This is a genomic window from Photobacterium jeanii, from assembly GCF_001650345.1.
Classification (GTDB): Bacteria; Pseudomonadota; Gammaproteobacteria; order Enterobacterales; family Vibrionaceae; genus Photobacterium; species Photobacterium jeanii.
In genome coordinates, this window is sequence record NZ_LVHF01000028.1 from 104,206 (window position 1) to 122,038 (window position 17,833).

The following is a 17,833-nucleotide window of genomic DNA, read 5'->3' on the forward strand; positions in this document are numbered from 1 at the left end:
ATCTGATTAAATATCAGCGCCAAATTGGGTATTGCGTACCGGGCAGGTAGCAATAATCTGGCTACGGCCATCACTGAGTTCTTCTTCCAAGGTCACATCAAAACCCCACAAGCGGTACATGTGTTTGAGTACCTCTTGGTGGCTGTCTGCGAGTGGAATACGGTTATGCGGAATATAGCGTAGCGTCAATGAACGGTCGCCTTTGAGTGCTACATTCCAAACCTGAATATTCGGCTCGTTATTGCTCAAATTGTATTGTGAAGAGAGCTTTTCACGAATCATGCGATAGCCTTCTTCGTTATGAATAGCACTGACTTCGACATAGTTATGGCGGTCATCGTCATTCACGGCAAACAATTTGAAATCTCGCATGACTTTGGGTGATAAGAACTGGCTGATGAAGCTTTCATCTTTGAAGTTTTCCATCGCAAAATGGACCGTCTCTAGCCAATCTTTACCTGCAAAGTCAGGGAACCAGTATTTATCCTCCTCCGTTGGATCTTCACAAATACGGCGAATATCTTGGAACATGGCAAAACCCAGTGCGTAAGGGTTAATGCCGCTGTAATACGGGCTATTATATTCCGGTTGCGCCACCACATTGGTGTGGCTGTGTAAAAACTCCATGATGAAACGGTCAGTCACAAGCCCTTCATCGTAGAGGTGGTTTAAAATGGTGTAATGCCAGAAGGTAGCCCAACCTTCGTTCATTACTTGGGTTTGTTTTTGTGGATAGAAGTATTGGCTGATCTTACGCACAATTCGTACTATCTCACGTTGCCAAGGCTCCAGTAGCGGTGCGTGTTTCTCGATGAAGTACAAGATATTCTCTTGCGGTTCAGCAGGGAAGCGCACTTCCTCCGACACATCCTCTTTGTCCTTCGACACTGGAATGGTTCGCCACAGGGCATTCACTTGGGTTTGTAGGTAATCTTCCCGCGCTTTCTGGCGCGCCGTTTCTTCAACTAATGAGATTTTTTGGGGGCGCTTGTAACGGTCGACCCCAAAATTCATTAACGCATGGCACGAATCGAGTAGCTTTTCGACATCATCAACACCGTATTTTTCTTCGCAATCTGTAATGTAGTTACGAGCAAACAGTAGGTAATCGATGATTGAGCTAGCATCGGTCCAAGTTTTAAATAAATAGTTACCTTTAAAGAAAGAGTTATGACCATAGCAGGCGTGTGCCATAACCAACGCCTGCATGGTAATGGTGTTCTCTTCCATTAAATACGCGATACAAGGGTCGGAGTTGATCACTATCTCGTAGGCCAACCCCATTTGCCCATGCTTGTAGCCACGTTCGGTTTCAATGAATCGTTTACCGAAAGACCAGTGGTGATAATTGATTGGCATCCCGATACTCGAATAGGCATCCATCATCTGTTCAGCGGTGATGATTTCAATCTGATTCGGGTACGAGTCCAACCGATAGTGCGCGGCGACACGTTTGATCTCGTTGTGGTACTTATCGAGTAACTCGAAAGTCCAATCTGGTCCATCACTGAGTGGCTTTGTCTTTGTCTTTGTCGTTGTCACCATAAACTCACTCCCCTAAAGCGCATAGACATCGGCTATTGATGATTCACTTGTTTCTTAAATAGCTCCCTGAATACAGGGAAGATGTCTTCCACAGTCCGTATGTTTTGCATTGCAAAGTTGTCGTGACTGGCTTGCAGTGTTTCGTACTCGCGCCACAAGGTTTGATGGGCACGACGGGTGATTTCAATGTACGAGTAGTAACGTGTTACTGGCAGAATGCTTTCTTTCAGCAACTGACGACAACCCGGTGAATCATCAGCCCAGTTATCACCATCCGAGGCTTGCGCTGCATAAATGTTCCATTCACCCGGTGGGTAACGTTTCTTAATGATGTCATCCATCATGCGTAGCGCACTGGAGACGATAGTGCCCCCGGTTTCTTGGGAGTAGAAGAACTCGTGCTCATCTACTTCTTTTGCTTGCGTATGGTGACGTATGAAAACGACATCGACATTCTTGTAAGTACGGTTCAAGAACAGATACAGCAAAATGTAGAAACGTTTTGCCATGTCTTTGGTGGCTTGATCCATAGAACCTGAAACGTCCATCAAACAGAACATAACCGCTTGGCTGGTGGGCTGCGGACGGCGTTCATAGTTCTTGTAACGTAAATCAAAGGTGTCGATGAACGGCACTGCTCGGATTTTTTCCTTCAATGCCAGTATTTCGTTTTTGACTTTTTCCTCTTCAAAAGGTTGTGCCGGTTCCGTTGACTTCAGACGGGCTAATTCGGCTTCCAATTCACGTAAATGACGACGTTTGGCTGCTGACATAGCGGTTCGACGAGCCAAGGAGTTTTGCAATGACTTAACGATTGCAATATTCGACGGCACCCCAGTGGACTTGTAGCCTGAGCGGAAGGTTTTCCACTCGACCACTTTGTTCATCTGGTTCTTTTCTAGGTTTGGCAGTTCCAAATCTTCGAACAGTAAATCGAGATACTCGTCTTTGGAGATCTGGAAAACAAACTCATCTTGGCCTTCACCGTCAGGGCTCGCTTGTCCTTCACCTGCGCCACCTTGTCCGCCCCCGCCTTGAGGGCGTTCAATACGGTCGCCAGGTGAGAACTGGTCGTTGCCCGGGTGGACAACTTCACGTTGTCCACCGCGTCCTTGGTGAAAGCTCGGCTCTTTGATATCACGAGAGGGGATAGTGATATTCTCCCCGCTCTCAACATCGGTAATCGAGCGCTTGTTTACCGCATCAGCAATCGATTCTTTGATTTGCTGTTTGTGGCGGCGTAAAAAGCGCTGGCGGTTAACCGTGCTTTTGTTTTTACCATTGAGCCTGCGATCAATAAAATGCGCCATAAGCTCCCCCTTATACGTCCGTTTCGGCTACGAAGACTTACGTACGCGTAGATACCATTCAGATAGCAAGCGTACTTGTTTGCGGGTGTAGCCTTTCTCCATCATACGAGCGACGAAGTCATCGTGTTTTTTCTGCTCTTCGGTTGACGTTTTCGCATTGAAGGAAATGACTGGTAGCAACTCTTCGGTGTTAGAGAACATTTTCTTCTCAATCACAGTGCGAAGTTTTTCGTAGCTAGTCCAGTTCGGGTTTTTACCTGCATTGCTTGCACGGGCACGAAGGACAAAGTTAACGATTTCATTACGGAAATCTTTAGGGTTACTGATACCAGCTGGTTTTTCGATTTTTTCCAGCTCATTGTTCAGTGCTGAGCGGTCAAATAGCTGACCTGTTTCTGGATCACGGTACTCTTGGTCTTGAATCCAGAAGTCGGCGTAACTCACATAGCGGTCAAAGATGTTCTGACCGTACTCAGAGTAAGACTCTAGGTAGGCGGTTTGAATTTCTTTACCAATGAATTCAACGTACTTAGGAATCAAGTAACCTTTTAAGAACTCTAGGTATTTCTCTGCGGTGTCTTGTGGGAACTGCTCACGCTCAATTTGCTGTTCAAGTACATAGAACAAGTGAACTGGGTTCGCCGCTACTTCAGAGTGATCGAAGTTGAAGACACGCGATAGAATCTTAAAGGCGAAACGAGTTGATAGCCCGGTCATACCTTCATCGACACCCGCATAATCACGGTACTCTTGGTATGATTTTGCTTTTGGATCGGTATCTTTAAGGGTTTCACCGTCGTAGACACGCATTTTCGAGAAGATGCTTGAGTTCTCAGGCTCTTTCAGACGAGAAAGAACAGAGAAGCGCGATAAAATATCGAGCGTACTAGGTGAACATGGCGCGTTAGCTAACTCACTGCTTTGCAGTAGTTTTTCGTAGATCTTAGTCTCTTCTGAAATACGTAAGCAGTAAGGCACTTTGACGATGTAAACACGGTCAAGGAAGGCTTCATTACTCTTATTATTACGGAAGGTTTGCCATTCGGATTCGTTGGAGTGCGCCAGAATGATACCGTCATACGGTAGGGCAGATAAGCCTTCAGTACCGTTGTAGTTACCTTCCTGAGTCGCAGTTAGTAGAGGGTGCAGCACTTTAAGCGGTGCTTTAAACATCTCTACGAATTCCATCAAACCTTGGTTGGCTTTACACAGTGCGCCTGAGTAGCTGTACGCATCAGGATCGTCTTGCGAGAAGTGCTCAAGTTGGCGGATATCCACTTTACCAACCAGCGATGAAATGTCTTGGTTGTTTTCATCACCTGGCTCGGTTTTCGCAATACCGAGTTGATCTAGAATTGATGGACGCACTTTTACTACGCGGAACTTGGTAATATCACCGCCAAATTCATGTAAGCGCTTCGCAGCCCATGGTGACATGATGGTGTTGAGATAGCGATGAGGGATGCCATACTCTTTATTTAGAATTTCACCATCTTCAGATTTTTCAAATAGGCAGAACGGGTGGTCGTTCACTGGGCTACGTTCGCCATTGGCAGTCAGTACGTAAATAGGAACTCTTTGCATCAAACTTTTAAGTTTTTCAGCTAAAGATGACTTACCACCACCAACAGGACCTAGTAAGTAAAGGATTTGTTTACGTTCTTCTAAACCTTGTGCGGCGTGCTTAAGATAAGACACGATTTGTTCAATGGCATCTTCCATGCCATAAAAATCTTCAAAGGTTTTGTACCGAGAAATCACACGGTTTGAGAATAGGCGGCTCAAGCGTGGGTCTTGAGCTGTGTCGATCATTTCTGGCTCACCAATCGCCATTAGTAGGCGTTCGGCAGAGTTTGCATAAGCGCTGCGGTCGTTGCGACAGATTTCAAGGAATTCCTGCAATGAAAGCTCTTCATCCTTGGACTCTTCATAGCGTTGACGATAATGGTCAAAAATACTCATGGTATGCCCCCTGAATCGTTCTCTGATCAATTAGAAAGGACGAGAACAGATAACTTTCACATCCCTCATATCTTTAAGACTAGACCTAACTAATCAAATTGCGTCACTGAGTTGTTGGTTTTTAAATAAATTTCGGAACCTGTTTGTTGATTAACACCTGCGTGTTTTTTAGACATATTCTTACTATCCTCCTTAAAAATCGGATAAGCAAGAAGGTTAGGATGGAAAATATTTACATTTGTTTAACGTTTTTGTGATGTGAGTACTTGATGTGGGTGATTAGTCGGATGTGTTGAAAATAATTCCGACTTCAGTGAATTGAATTGCAAATAGATGCACGATTTTCACATAGATGTGCTCTCTGGTCTGAGATGCGAGATCTTTGGCTTTTTTCATACATGATTCAGAGTTGAGACAAATTGCAGCTGCATTTTGGTGCATTATCATGCATAGGATCTATGCATGGATTATTTTGTGAGGTTATTGCTTTTTTTGTGAGCTAAATCAACAACTCTGACTTAAGCTAGTTAAGTAGTGTTATTTTGGGGGCGGTTTTTATGGGAATTTCTCGCGTTGATACTGTTTCAATTCCGGTGTCAGATCAGGCGCAGGCTTTATTGTTTTACCGCGATGCATTGGGGTTCGAATTGATCCGAGACCATCATGCCTCGGGCGATAAGCGTTGGGTGCAATTGGCACCTAAAGGCGCAGAAACCACGATCAGTTTGGTACGTCCATTCGCTGGAATGAAAGCGGGTTCGGTACAAGGCTTAGTGGTACAAACCGATGATATTACTTCTACTTACAATGAACTGGCTGGGCGAGGAGTAGGGTTGTCGGAAATTGTTACCTTGATCAGTGGGCGCTTTGCGACTTTTGCTGATCCTGATGGCAACGGCTGGGTATTAATAGAAGCGAACACTAGCATGCTCGCATAAAAATGCGGCACTGAGGCCGCATCTTATTACTTTTCTATCTTGCTTTTACTTGCAGGCTTTAAGTTACACCGCAGCCAAGCTAATGATAGTCGCTAGGGTGTGTGATTGCCCCGGCTCTAAGGTTACACCTTCACCATGGATGGTTGATTCAACACATACCATAGTCTCAAAGCTATCATTTGCCATATCAGCCATGCCTTCACATAGCGCTTGCCAAGGGTTCCAAATTACAGCCGCATTGTGCCCGTGGTTTTCCACTCGGATCTGACGTTGGCGTGGTGCATCGTGAATCGTCACTACAGCTTCTGGCGCGTTATATACACGGTCAACTTCTTGATCAATCGTTAGTGAATCACCACCTTCACAAGCAATACCGCCCTGAACACCATCAAGGTAACTTGCACCCATGCCAGTGAGGTGAGTTTCACGAATGCTCGCGATGTCAAAGTAGGTGTGCAGCGCACCGCCATAAGACCATGCTTTATCGTCGGTATTGGTTGAAGTGAGTGACACTTTAAGCTCATCACCGAGTTCAAAGGTGATGGTGAGGTCAAAGCGGTACGGCCAGATCTCACGGGTTTGCGCTGTATCTTGCAAACCAAGAGCAACGATAACACCGTTCTCATTCTCACGGTGTTCTTTTAACTGCCATTGGCTGTTACGTGCAAAGCCATGCGACGGGTTACCCGCTTTACCAAACCAAGGCCAACATACTGGAATACCGCCACGAATGGCTTTCGCCGGATCGATAATGGCTTCTTTACTTAACCAAATTACATCATCTTGTTGAGCTGGTTTAAACCAAATTAAGTGACCGCCGTGCAGAGAAATGCCGGCTTCTACTTTTTCGTGAATGATACGAACGATGCTGATGCCATTGTATTCGCAGACAGTAACAGCATCAGAAAGAGCATTTACGGTTGGGAGATTACGTAAATCCATGATCATTATTTCCTTACTAATATCACCTTGTATGGCTACTTGACGCGGTGTGGTTAAAAAACAATACAAGCTAATACTTATTTTTCATTTAAAATTATCAATAGAAATTAAAACATATTTGTTAAATTTGTAACTCGATTTGAATCCTTCAAAATTATTTTAAGCGTGATGTGAGTGAGGTTCTGGTAGAAGACGGTTGTAGCTAGTTAAAATTCATACCAAATGGTAGAGCTGGCGTCAGGTCATAAGCCATATCGGTACATTAGCATGCCTACTATTACCGCTTAAGGGAGCTGTGTTTACTCTTTTCTCAATGCGACTCCTGATTATGACTAAGCCAGAAGAGAGACTGAGATTATCACTATGTCTAGCCAAATTACAGATATAAAAAAGGCGGCTTAAATGCCGCCTTTTATCATCACTGACTAAGTATCAATTACTTAGAGATGTGAGCGATTAGGTCAAGAACTTTGTTCGAGTAACCGATTTCGTTGTCGTACCAAGATACAACTTTAACGAAGTTGTCAGTTAGAGCGATACCAGCTTTAGCATCGAATACTGAAGTTTGAACTTCACCGATGAAGTCTTGAGAAACTACTGCGTCTTCAGTGTAACCTAGAACGCCTTTTAGTTCGCCTTCAGAAGCTTCTTTCATTGCTGCACAGATAGCTTCGTAAGATGCGCCTTCTTTCAGGTTAACTGTTAGGTCAACTACAGAAACGTTAGCAGTTGGTACGCGGAAAGCCATACCAGTTAGTTTGCCGTTTAGTTCTGGAAGAACAACGCCTACAGCTTTAGCAGCACCAGTTGAAGATGGGATGATGTTTTGAGAAGCACCACGACCACCACGCCAGTCTTTAGCAGAAGGACCATCTACAGTTTTTTGAGTAGCTGTAGTTGCGTGAACTGTAGTCATAAGACCAGATTCGATACCGAATTTGTCGTTAAGAACTTTAGCGATAGGCGCTAGACAGTTAGTAGTACAAGAAGCGTTAGAAACGATGTCTTGACCAGCGTAAGTGTCTTGGTTAACACCCATAACGATCATTGGAGTCGCATCTTTTGAAGGACCAGTTAGAACAACTTTCTTAGCACCAGCTTCGATGTGCTTACGTGCAGTCTCGTCAGTTAGGAAAAGACCAGTTGCTTCAGCAACAACGTCAACGTTGATTGCATCCCACTTAAGGTCAGCAGGGTTGCGTTCTGCAGTTACACGTACAGTTTTGCCGTTAACGATTAGGTTACCGCCTTCAACTTCAACAGTACCGTTGAAACGGCCGTGAGTTGAATCGTACTTCAGCATGTATGCCATGTAATCAACGTCGATTAGGTCGTTGATACCAACAACTTCGATGTCGTTACGCTCTTGAGCTGCACGGAATACAAAACGACCGATACGGCCAAAACCATTAATACCTACTTTGATAGTCATTGTAGTTGCTCCACAACTTAATTTCTAATGAAAGATAACTGGTAGTAAAATTACAGAATACTGGGTGACCCTGCAAGCAAAAAAGGAGGTTAAATTGCTTAAGGTCAAAAAAAAGTTCGGATCTTTTTTACATTCCCACTACATTGCCGACAAATCATACGAAACTTGATTAATTAGCCACCACGAGCTGTTGTTAACTTTTCATAATATCGTTGTAGTTTCATATGATGATGCGTCGATTACTCCGATAACTAAATAGCCATAGCGCAAAAAGTATGTGCCACAGTTGTGGATAGTGGCAACTTTTTAATCAAAACTTTCACTGCACTCATTTCAAGTTGTGACTCCCGATGGGTTTTAGGCTGAGATGAGAATTATTTTCCTTTGTAACATTCAACCGCTGCTTTTTTAGTTAAACAAACTGAAGAGAGCCATTTTTTGTAATTATTACTACTGGGATAGTCGTGGAGAGCCAAAATTTTGTAGTGAGGCTATTCGGTGAGGTTTGGTAGCGAATTTGAATGACTCTACGTATGATTAGAGATGAGCAGCTTGCTGCTCAGCTTAAAAAGGAAGAGACAGGAAAAACAATGACAATTAAATCTGATGCGTACTGGCGAGAACACCTATCCCCTGAACAGTATCATGTCTGTCGTGAACAAGGCACCGAGGCACCGTTTAGTGGCACGCTACTTCATAATCGTGAAACTGGGTTATATCACTGTACTTGTTGTGAAGCGCCATTATTTAAATCTGACAACAAATACGATTCGGGTTGTGGATGGCCCAGCTTTGATGCGCCAATTGAAAATAAAGCGATTCGCTTTCTAGAAGACAACTCTCATGGGATGCAGCGTACTGAGATCCGTTGTGCTGCTTGTGACAGCCATCTTGGTCATGTGTTTCCCGATGGACCGCCATCAACGGGTGAACGCTATTGTGTAAACTCGGTATCTTTGATTTTTAAATCTTAACCCCGAGCTTAATACGTAAAAAGGTACCCGAGGGTACCTTTTTTGATCCGGCTGTTCTCTGAGAGGCTATTACAGGTAGCCCGAGTGGAACTTTCCTTTTTTCAGCGCTTTGACTATACGCTTGGCTTTTTTATCAAGCGCCTCTCTTGCGTCTTCTGCCATTGGATAGAAGCGGGCAAGTTTGTCTTGCTCTGCTGACGGCATATCAAACTCTTTCCCTACTTGGATCCACAAGTAAGCATTGGCACTGTCTTTTTGTTGGTGCGCAATCGTTGCGAGAGTCTGAATAATCTCTGGCTGTATCTTGTCACCTTGCTGATACAAGCTGAGTGCGTGCAGCAGAATGTTTTGAGTTTTGACCTGATCTTTACCGTTGTAATAAGTCGCGAGCGCTAACTGTAACTCTGGGGTTTCTAAAGCAGGTTTTCCTTCGAGTTTCAAGAACTGGCGCATGGCACGCTTGTCACCTTGAGACCAACGATAGTAGATGATTTCAGGATCGATGGACTCTGCTAATTCATTATTAAGGCGTTTGATGGAATCGTAACTGTGGATCAGCGCTTTCATTCGTTTGGTCTTGCGCTCTTTGTGCTCGGTTGGCTCAATACGTGCCGCATACTCCAAACACATCTGGTAATCGTAAGTAAATTTAAGCTCTTTAAACTTTTCAGTATCGATTGGGTTGTTCATTACATCAAAACGTTTCCAAATCAACTTGGTACGTTGCAAACGGCACTGTCCATCCCGAACATTTAACTGTTCGCAAATTTGAGGGTGGCTTTCACACAGACTATCGGTTGAACGGTGGCGCTCAAAACAACCACTTAAAATGAGTGCGCAACTGGCAATGGTTACGTATTTAAGTAAAGCGGGACGGAATGTGACGGTGAAAGCTGATCGCATTAATGGATTGCTCATTGTTGTGGTGACTGACGGCATTGCGGAAAAACGCAGCTGCTATTCTAGCGCAAAGCATTATTGATAGGATGAAAAGATAGAGAAGTGTGAGGACAGTTCAGGAATCTCAGTATCCAAGTGCTTTGTTTTTATTAAGTGAATTATCAATTGATTCGAAGTGAACTGCAATGATTGTCCTCGCACTCGGCTGCGAAATTCATAGGTGCCGTCATCGTGACTGTGAGGAGTGTTGTCAATGGTTGAGAGGCTGTGATCGTCGGGGCACTTTCAGCGCTACGATTTGACACTTTTGAGTGGCTCGGCAATGGTAGCGTTACGCTTACTATAGCGTCATAACAAAGTTACGTATTAGCCAAGCCTTGATACGACAATAACAGCGATGAGAAAGAATAGAGTGGGAGTTACCTAGAATGGATGTTGAACAAATTTTGCAAGCGATGACACCTGAGGTCTATCAGCGCTTGATGACGGCAGTGGAGATTGGTAAATGGCCTGACGGGACACCGCTTACGCCCGAGCAACGTGATGCCACTATGCAGGCTGTGATGTTGTATCAATCGCGCCATAATACAGAAGCTGAGCATATGAGTGTTGAAGCGGGTGGTGAAATCAAATTTAAATCCAAAGCTGAGCTAAAGCGTGATTTTCCGACTGAGGCATCACAAGGCGCGACGCCTGATGCGAGCGTGGAAGAAATTGCCCGCTTTAAAGTTGATCATAACTAGCTTGTATCTATTGACCACGATAGTAAAAGCAAGCACTGAGCGAGGTGTGCCATGTTAAAGCACACCTCTACTGTAAGAAACTGAGCTAAGCATAGGTCTAGTATTGACTGATTAAGAGGCTGATTGCGCAAAACTCATCGGGGAGCAATAAAAGCTACTTAGCTCGTGGTCTTCTTCACTGACCATGTTCGCGACAATGGGTTCGTGTTCTATTAGCATTAAGTAATTATGGAGTTTTGGGTACTCTTGCTCTAATCGCAGCCCTGCCATCCAACCATTTCTTAAAATACTCCATACACTGATTTCAGCCATTGAAAAATGCTCGCCAATAAACCCTTCTTTGGGCATTTGTTCTTCTAAATATTGCAGCGCTTGCGGTAAGTGATGCTGCATACATTGTTCAACTGCTTCGTGATCGACATCTTTATTGAGCATTTTGCCGCGCATGATTTTTTGATAGAACAGCACCCCACTGACTAACGAGGTTAGGCGCGTATCTACGTATTCTTCAAGCCAGCGAATTTTGGCGCGAACCTTTGCATCACCTGAGTATAGCGGTGGGACAGGATAGAGATCATCCAAGTAATGGGCGATCACTGTGGAATCGATAATGCTCTGCCCTTCATGTTCAAGTACGGGGACTTTTCCCATTGGGTGGCGTTTGTGCGCCAGCTCTTTTTCTAGAAAAGGGTTGAGAGGTTCAAGTTGGTAACTGATCCCTTTGTAGGCAAGGGCTAACATGATTTTTCTGACGAAAGGAGAAATTGAGGCGCCATGTAAGATCATAAGTCTCTCATTCTTGTTGTGACTTCTACCTGATTAGATAAGTGGTTATTGACTTATTTAGGTAGATATCAATACCAAAGGTTGCCGTGGACACTGAGAAGAAGCCAGTGCGCAGGTTGGTATAAGTGTAGTTGAGATCTTAAACGGCAGAAAAACAAAGAGCCGCGATGTGCGGCTCTTTGAAGAATTTATTCACTTGCAGTGTGAATTAGTGTGTTAGCTCACCACGCAAGTCTTGCTGCATTAGGCTACGAACAGTTTCTGTTGGTAGGTCTTGTGATAGCAAGAAGTGCAGTTTGGCTAGCGCAGCTTCTGGTGTCATGTCGTAGCCACTTAGTACACCAGCGTCCGCAAGAGCACAGCCTGTCGCGTAACCGCCCATGTTCACCTTGCCAGATAGACATTGAGTTAGGTTAATCACAATCACGCCACGATCGGTCGCTTCTTTGAGTTGCGCTAATAGATCTGGGTTTTGCGGTGCGTTACCTACGCCAAAGGTCAGTAGGATCATCGCGTTTACTGGTTGACGCAGTGTATTGCGGATCACTTCTGGTGAGATGCCCGGGTACATGGTGATCACACCAATAGGTTGTGGGGTGATGTTATGTACTTTGAACGGTTCCGCTGGTTTTTTATCAAGTTCAACATTGTTAAGTTGAATATTGATACCTGCTTCAAGCAGTGGCGGAAGGTTTGGTGAAATGAATGCGCCAAAACCATCTGCGTGTGCTTTTGTACTGCGGTTACCACGGATCAACTGGTTATTGAAGAATACCGTTACTTCGTTGATTGGGTAGTTCGCTGCTACGTGTAGCGAGTTAAGCAGGTTACTTTGACCGTCAGAGCGGATCTCTGCCAGTGGAATTTGTGAGCCTGTCACAATCACTGGTTTATCTAAGTTGTCAAACATGAACGACAAAGCAGAGGCAGTGTACGCCATAGTATCCGTACCATGAAGAATGACGAAACCGTCGTACTTGTCGTAGTTTGCTTTAATATCATCAGCAATGCGCTGCCAATCCGATGGCGTCATATCCGATGAATCGATCAGAGGATCGTATTCATGGATGGTAAATTTTGGCATTTCTGAACGATGGAATTCTGGCATGCTCGCAAGTTGCTTCTCCATGAAGCCTGCAACAGGGATGTATCCGTGGTCTGACTTCTGCATACCAATGGTACCGCCAGTGTAAGCAATGTAAATGTGTTTTCTTTCCATAATTCAGTACAGCATTTTATCGGTTCGATGCGCGCATTATACGGCTAACGCCCGTTAAAAAAAGCCCAGCAGTGCTGGGCTTGATCTCACTTTTCACTATTGATGCAATTTAGGCAGAAAGCATATTGCCCTTTTGGATCATTAAAGTTACTTAATGTGGTTAAATCTGTTAAAACCTGTTGGCTTGCAGGTTTTAATGCTGATGGAACTTGTTCCCACAAAACATTATTCAGATGAGCATTTACCTTAACGGTGAAGTTCTGTAGGAATTGCTCGGCTGGTGATAGCTGCTCTTTTACCCACTGTAGCTCGTAATTTTCAAGCTCTGCCAGCTTAGCGGCTTCGGTAATGGCATCGTCAAAATCACCAAGTTGGTCAACCAAACCGAGCTCAAGTGCATCTTTACCTGTCCACACACGACCTTGCGCGACGTGATCCGCTTGCTCTAGCGACATATTACGGAACTGGCTAACAAGACCGATGAAGCGCTGGTAACCATGTTCAACACCAAGTTGGAAAACTTGCGCTACACCTTCAGGAAGTTCACGGGTGACACCGACACCTGCAAATGGGGTTGTACCTACACCATCGTTGTAAATCCCCACTTTCTCTAAGCCCTTCTCGAACGTCGTCAAGATAGCAAAGATACCAATCGAACCTGTGATTGTGGTTGGTTGAGCAATGATTTTGTCTGCACTTGAAGAAATCCAGTAACCGCCTGATGCCGCAAGGCTAGACATAGAAACCACAACAGGTTTGCCTGCTTGTTTTAGGGCATCTACTTGATTACGAATGACTTCTGAAGCAAAGGCGCTACCACCAGGGCTATCAACACGAAGCACAACCGCTTTAACGCTATCGTCTAAACGCGCATCGCGAAGCATCGCTGCTGTTGTGTCACCTGCGATCGTGCCTTGTTGGCGACCATCGCCATCAACGATGGCACCACTTGCGACGACAACCGCGATTTTGTTGTCGCTTGGCAAATCAGTGCTAACCACTGTTGGCAAGTAATCGTAGTAACTGATGTGGTTGAAGCTGTCGTTGTCATCATCACCAAAAGCATCAATCAATTTCTGATGTAGTTGCGGGCGACTCACAAGCTCATCAACCAACCCCATATTGAGGGTCAATTTGGCAAAGTCACCGTTCACGGCTTTTAGTTTCTTAACAAAATCATCGAGATCTGGCGTTAGGCTTGCTGCATCGATTTGACGGTTGTCAGCAACATCTTGGGTGTAAGCGCCCCAAAGTTGGTTTAACCATGCAGTGTTGGCTTCACGCGCAGCATCCGACATGCTGTCGCGAGTGTATGGTTCAACAAATGATTTGTAAGTACCCACACGGAACACATGAGTGTTCACATCGAGTTTTTCTAGCAGGCTTTTGTAGTACAGGCTGTAGCTACCGTAACCCGTTAGCAATACACCACCATCTGGTGACATAAATACATGATCAGCAAAGCTTGCTAAATAGTATTGGCTTTGGCTGAAGTTGTCGCCAAACGCGTAAACAGGCTTACCCGCCTCTTTAAACTCTTTGATTGCTTTTGCAATGTAGCGCAGCTTGGTGAGGTTCGCGCCTTCCATATGCTTAAGACTCAGCACCAAGCCTGTGATGTTGTTATCGGTTGAGGCGTGGCGAATAGTATCGACGATGTCGAACAGCACGTTTTCTTGCACAGGTGGCTGACCGAGTGCGTTACTGGTGAGCTGATCAACTGGGCTGATAATGCTGCGTTGTTCAACGATAGGACCAGCCAGATCCAATACCAGTGCTGACTTCGTAATATCAACAGGCTCTTCAGTGCTCTGAGTAAGGGCGAAAATAATGACCCCAATAAAGGCAAGGAAGAAAAGGTTGAGGATCAACTGTCGTGTAAAGCTGAGTAATTTCCATAGGATACGAAAGATTTTCCCGATCCCTTTAAATAACATTTTCATGGAGCGTCCTGATAATGATTCCTGCTTCTATCCTAACGCAGGAACGAGGTATGTCACAATTTTTGACTTTTAGTTAGGTGTTAGGTTCAGACTTAACACGCAGAAAAAGGTTCGATATTGTTCATAATTCTCCATTCATACGTATCAAAATTCTTGCATAGATCAATCTTTGTTGCGTTAATGTAAACAGATGTTTGAATTTTATCGTTTGTTGACCCTATACTGGTCTGACCATAATTAATACAAGAATGGAAGCGATGAGCTATGGACAATAAATCTTACCCACACTTATTGGCACCCTTAGATTTAGGATTCACTCAACTGAAGAACCGTGTCCTGATGGGATCCATGCACACAGGGTTGGAAGAATCTCGTGATGGCTTCAAGAAGCTATCGGCGTTTTATGCTGCCCGTGCCCGAGGCGGGGTAGGTTTGATTGTCACTGGTGGTTTCTCGCCAAATTTCCGTGGTCGACTGCATCCTTTGAGCGCGGAATTTAGCTCTGCCCGTGCTGCAAGGGCGCACCGAGTGATCACCGATGCTGTTCATGAAGCGGGCGGTAAAATTGCGTTGCAATTACTACATGCAGGTCGGTATGCCATGCATCCGTTTGCGGTTAGCGCTTCAGCTATTCGTGCGCCAATTTCTAAATTTACGCCAAGTAAAATGAGTGAGCGCCAAATTAACAAAACCATTGATGCTTTCGCGAAGAGTGCAGAGTTAGCGCGTGAAGCAGGTTATGACGGTGTCGAACTGATGGGGTCTGAAGGGTATTTGATCAATCAGTTTATTTGTCAGCGCTCTAATCAGCGCTACGACCGTTGGGGCGGCAGTTACGAAAACCGTATGCGTTTTCCTGTGGAGTTGGTTAAAGCCGTACGTAAACGCACCGGACAAGACTTCATTATTGTTTTTCGCCTATCGATGCTGGATTTGGTGGAGCAAGGCAGTACCCATGAAGAAGTGGTGATGCTGGCAAAAGCATTAGAAGCGGCGGGTGTGACCATTCTTAATACCGGGATTGGTTGGCACGAGGCGCGCATCCCGACCATTGCGACGCAAGTGCCTCGCGCTGCGTTTGCATGGGTGACAGAAAAACTGAAAAGCGAAGTATCGATCCCCTTAGTCACTTGTAACCGTATCAATACCCCTGAAGTGGCGGAAGATATTTTATCATCTGGTCAGGCTGATATGGTTTCAATGGCGCGTCCTTTCTTGGCTGATGCCGAATTTGTGAATAAAGCCGCTCAAGATAAAGCGTTAGATATCAATACTTGTATTGGCTGTAACCAAGCCTGTCTTGACCATGTGTTTGTTGGAAAGCGTGCAAGCTGCTTGGTGAATCCACAAGCATGTTACGAAACCGAATTAGTGCTGACACCGTCGGCAGATAAGCGAAAAATTGCCGTGGTAGGGGCAGGGCCTGCAGGCTTAGCTTGTGCAACCGCAGCGGCAGAGCGTGGCTTTACTGTCGATTTGTTTGAAAAGAATGATCACATTGGTGGTCAGTTTAATTTGGCGATGCAAATTCCGGGTAAAGAAGAATTTAAAGAAACTATTCGCTATTTCGAACGTCGTTTAGAGCAAACAGGCGTCAATGTACAACTGGGCACTGCAGCATCGTTAGACGCGTTGCAAGATTATGACCATGTCGTAGTGGCAACAGGGGTTCAGCCTCGTATTCCTCCAATCCCAGGTTTAAAAGAGAGTGACAAGACAATCGATTATCAAACCTTGATCCGCGACCAAGTGAAGGTTGGGCAAAAAATTGCGGTAATAGGTGCAGGTGGTATCGGGGTCGATGTCTCTACCATGCTAACAGAGCCGACTGAGCAAGGTTTAGATGATTGGCTCCAAGATTGGGGAATTGATAAAGCGATTTCTCAACCGGGCGGATTGTTCCCTCATGAGGAGTATGTAAGCCAACGCCAAGTCTGGTTAATGCAACGTAAACCGGGACGTGTTGGTAAAGGGCCGGGTAAAACAACGGGCTGGATCCATAAAAAAGTGCTCGAAAAACGCGGTGTTGAGTTACTTGGTGGAGTGAGCTACGACAAGGTTGATGAGCAAGGCTTGCACATTACAGTGGAAGGACAATCTCGCGTGTTACCGGTCGATAATATTATTGTTTGTGCTGGGCAAACTTCAGTGAATACATTAACTGAGCAGTTAGAGGCGGCTAATGTCAAAGTCACTGTGATTGGTGGGGCTGATGTTGCTGGTGAAGTGGATGCCAAGCGTGTGATCCGCCAAGCGGTGGAATTAGCAGCTAAGTTATAAACCAAGTTACAAAATGTATTGTGATAATTCCCCGTTAATTCGGGGTTTTATCATTTATAGGCGTTACGATACATCGTGGAACAAATTGGTTATGATAGTGTTAATCAATAATTATTATTCTCGTTAAGGTCGTTGTTATGGATGCGCTCACACTTTTATTAAATCGTCGTTCACTACCAAAATTGATGGAACCTGCGCCGCAAGGCGAAGCGCTGGAAAATATTTTTAAAGCAGGGCTACGTGCCCCTGATCATGGGGCGCTCATGCCGTGGCGTTTTATTGTCTCTCAAGGTGATGGCTTGCAAAAGCTGGCTGATATTTTAGTGGAAGCCGCGAAAGCAGACGGCCTTGATGACACCGTGATTGAAAAAGCGAGCAAAGCGCCTTTTCGTGCGCCAATGGTGATCACTGTGGTAGCGAATGTTACCGATAGCGACAAAATCCCAGTGATTGAGCAGCACCTTTCTGCAGGTTGTGCCACTCAAGCGATGCAGATGGCCGCGGTTGCACAAGGCTTTTCTGGTTTCTGGCGTACTGGGAAATGGGCTTATCACTCAGTGGTGCGTGAGTCTCTTGGTGTGAAAGGCAACGATATGATTGTTGGTTTCCTTTACATCGGTACACCGGGTTGTCGCGAAGCGAAAGTGCATGAACGTGAAATTAGCCAGTTCGTGGAATATCTCTGATTGGTTAGTCACTCGATAAGTGTGGTTACCCTGTGAGTTGTTAACTGGGTGCCACTATGATGCCTTGAAAGTTTAAAAAAGGAAGGCTTGGGTCTTCCTTTACTGTTTTTTTATCCAGTATCTATCTTGTCCTTTGGTCAGCCATCCGCTAAAGTCAGCGAAACGAAACATTA

General features: G+C 45.0%; 14 protein-coding genes. 5 read left to right on the forward strand and 9 right to left on the reverse strand.

All coding sequences use genetic code 11. The features are described 5' to 3' along the window. Positions 1–6: 6 nt before the first annotated feature. From A3K86_RS13540 to A3K86_RS13550, 3 genes are read right to left on the reverse strand one after another with little or no spacing between them, the layout of a single operon-like run. Positions 7–1,545 carry a SpoVR family protein gene (locus A3K86_RS13540; RefSeq protein ID WP_068331918.1) on the reverse strand — a complete coding sequence of 513 codons (1,539 nt, stop codon included), beginning with the start codon at positions 1,543–1,545 and terminating at the stop codon, positions 7–9. A gap of 32 nt (positions 1,546–1,577) precedes the next feature. Then, positions 1,578–2,855 carry a YeaH/YhbH family protein gene (locus A3K86_RS13545; protein WP_068331922.1) on the reverse strand — a complete coding sequence of 426 codons (1,278 nt, stop codon included), beginning with the start codon at positions 2,853–2,855 and terminating at the stop codon, positions 1,578–1,580. A gap of 27 nt (positions 2,856–2,882) precedes the next feature. Further along, positions 2,883–4,817, reverse strand: a complete 1,935-nt coding sequence (locus A3K86_RS13550; protein WP_068331925.1) for a PrkA family serine protein kinase — start codon at positions 4,815–4,817, stop codon at positions 2,883–2,885. Between the two features lie 557 nt (positions 4,818–5,374). Here A3K86_RS13550 and A3K86_RS13555 point away from each other — a divergent pair. Next, on the forward strand, positions 5,375–5,755 hold the full coding sequence (locus A3K86_RS13555) for a VOC family protein (protein WP_068331928.1): 381 nt from the start codon (positions 5,375–5,377) through the stop codon (positions 5,753–5,755). 63 nt (positions 5,756–5,818) lie between these two features. On the opposite strand, the gene A3K86_RS13560 is transcribed toward A3K86_RS13555, so the two are convergent. Both A3K86_RS13560 and gap read right to left on the reverse strand, forming a co-directional pair. Then, positions 5,819–6,697: a D-hexose-6-phosphate mutarotase gene (locus tag A3K86_RS13560; RefSeq protein WP_068331931.1), complete on the reverse strand. Its 879-nt coding sequence runs from the start codon at positions 6,695–6,697 to the stop codon at positions 5,819–5,821. Between the two features lie 436 nt (positions 6,698–7,133). After that, positions 7,134–8,129, reverse strand: a complete 996-nt coding sequence (gap, locus tag A3K86_RS13565) for a type I glyceraldehyde-3-phosphate dehydrogenase (protein ID WP_068331934.1) — start codon at positions 8,127–8,129, stop codon at positions 7,134–7,136. Positions 8,130–8,719: 590 nt separating this feature from the next. Between gap and msrB the strand changes: the two genes are divergently transcribed. Next, a complete protein-coding gene (gene msrB / locus A3K86_RS13570; RefSeq protein WP_068332588.1) occupies positions 8,720–9,103 on the forward strand; it encodes a peptide-methionine (R)-S-oxide reductase MsrB in 384 nt (127 codons plus the stop codon). Positions 9,104–9,172: 69 nt separating this feature from the next. Here the strand turns inward: msrB and A3K86_RS13575 are convergent, their stop codons facing one another. Continuing rightward, entirely contained in the window at positions 9,173–10,006 is an 834-nt protein-coding gene (locus tag A3K86_RS13575) for a DUF2989 domain-containing protein (RefSeq protein WP_084406610.1), read from the reverse strand. Between the two features lie 425 nt (positions 10,007–10,431). On the opposite strand from A3K86_RS13575, the gene A3K86_RS13580 reads away from it, so the two are divergent. Beyond that, a complete protein-coding gene (locus tag A3K86_RS13580) occupies positions 10,432–10,746 on the forward strand; it encodes a YeaC family protein (protein ID WP_068331937.1) in 315 nt (104 codons plus the stop codon). Between the two features lie 111 nt (positions 10,747–10,857). Here A3K86_RS13580 and A3K86_RS13585 read toward each other — a convergent pair whose 3' ends face one another. The 3 genes from A3K86_RS13585 to sppA all read right to left on the reverse strand — a co-directional run bounded on the left by A3K86_RS13585 (position 10,858) and on the right by sppA (position 14,694). Then, positions 10,858–11,532 carry a glutathione S-transferase family protein gene (locus tag A3K86_RS13585; protein ID WP_068331941.1) on the reverse strand — a complete coding sequence of 225 codons (675 nt, stop codon included), beginning with the start codon at positions 11,530–11,532 and terminating at the stop codon, positions 10,858–10,860. A 208-nt stretch (positions 11,533–11,740) separates the two neighbouring features. Next, positions 11,741–12,751 (reverse strand): asparaginase, encoded by a 1,011-nt coding sequence (gene ansA, locus A3K86_RS13590; RefSeq protein ID WP_068331944.1) that lies wholly within the window; start codon positions 12,749–12,751, stop codon positions 11,741–11,743. Between the two features lie 86 nt (positions 12,752–12,837). Beyond that, positions 12,838–14,694, reverse strand: a complete 1,857-nt coding sequence (gene sppA, locus A3K86_RS13595; protein ID WP_068331947.1) for a signal peptide peptidase SppA — start codon at positions 14,692–14,694, stop codon at positions 12,838–12,840. Between the two features lie 264 nt (positions 14,695–14,958). Between sppA and A3K86_RS13600 the strand changes: the two genes are divergently transcribed. Together A3K86_RS13600 and A3K86_RS13605 are read left to right on the forward strand one after the other, a co-directional pair. Further along, positions 14,959–16,974 carry an oxidoreductase gene (locus tag A3K86_RS13600; protein ID WP_068331950.1) on the forward strand — a complete coding sequence of 672 codons (2,016 nt, stop codon included), beginning with the start codon at positions 14,959–14,961 and terminating at the stop codon, positions 16,972–16,974. Between the two features lie 137 nt (positions 16,975–17,111). Next, a complete protein-coding gene (locus A3K86_RS13605) occupies positions 17,112–17,660 on the forward strand; it encodes an NAD(P)H nitroreductase (protein ID WP_068331953.1) in 549 nt (182 codons plus the stop codon). Positions 17,661–17,833: the final 173 nt, after the last annotated feature.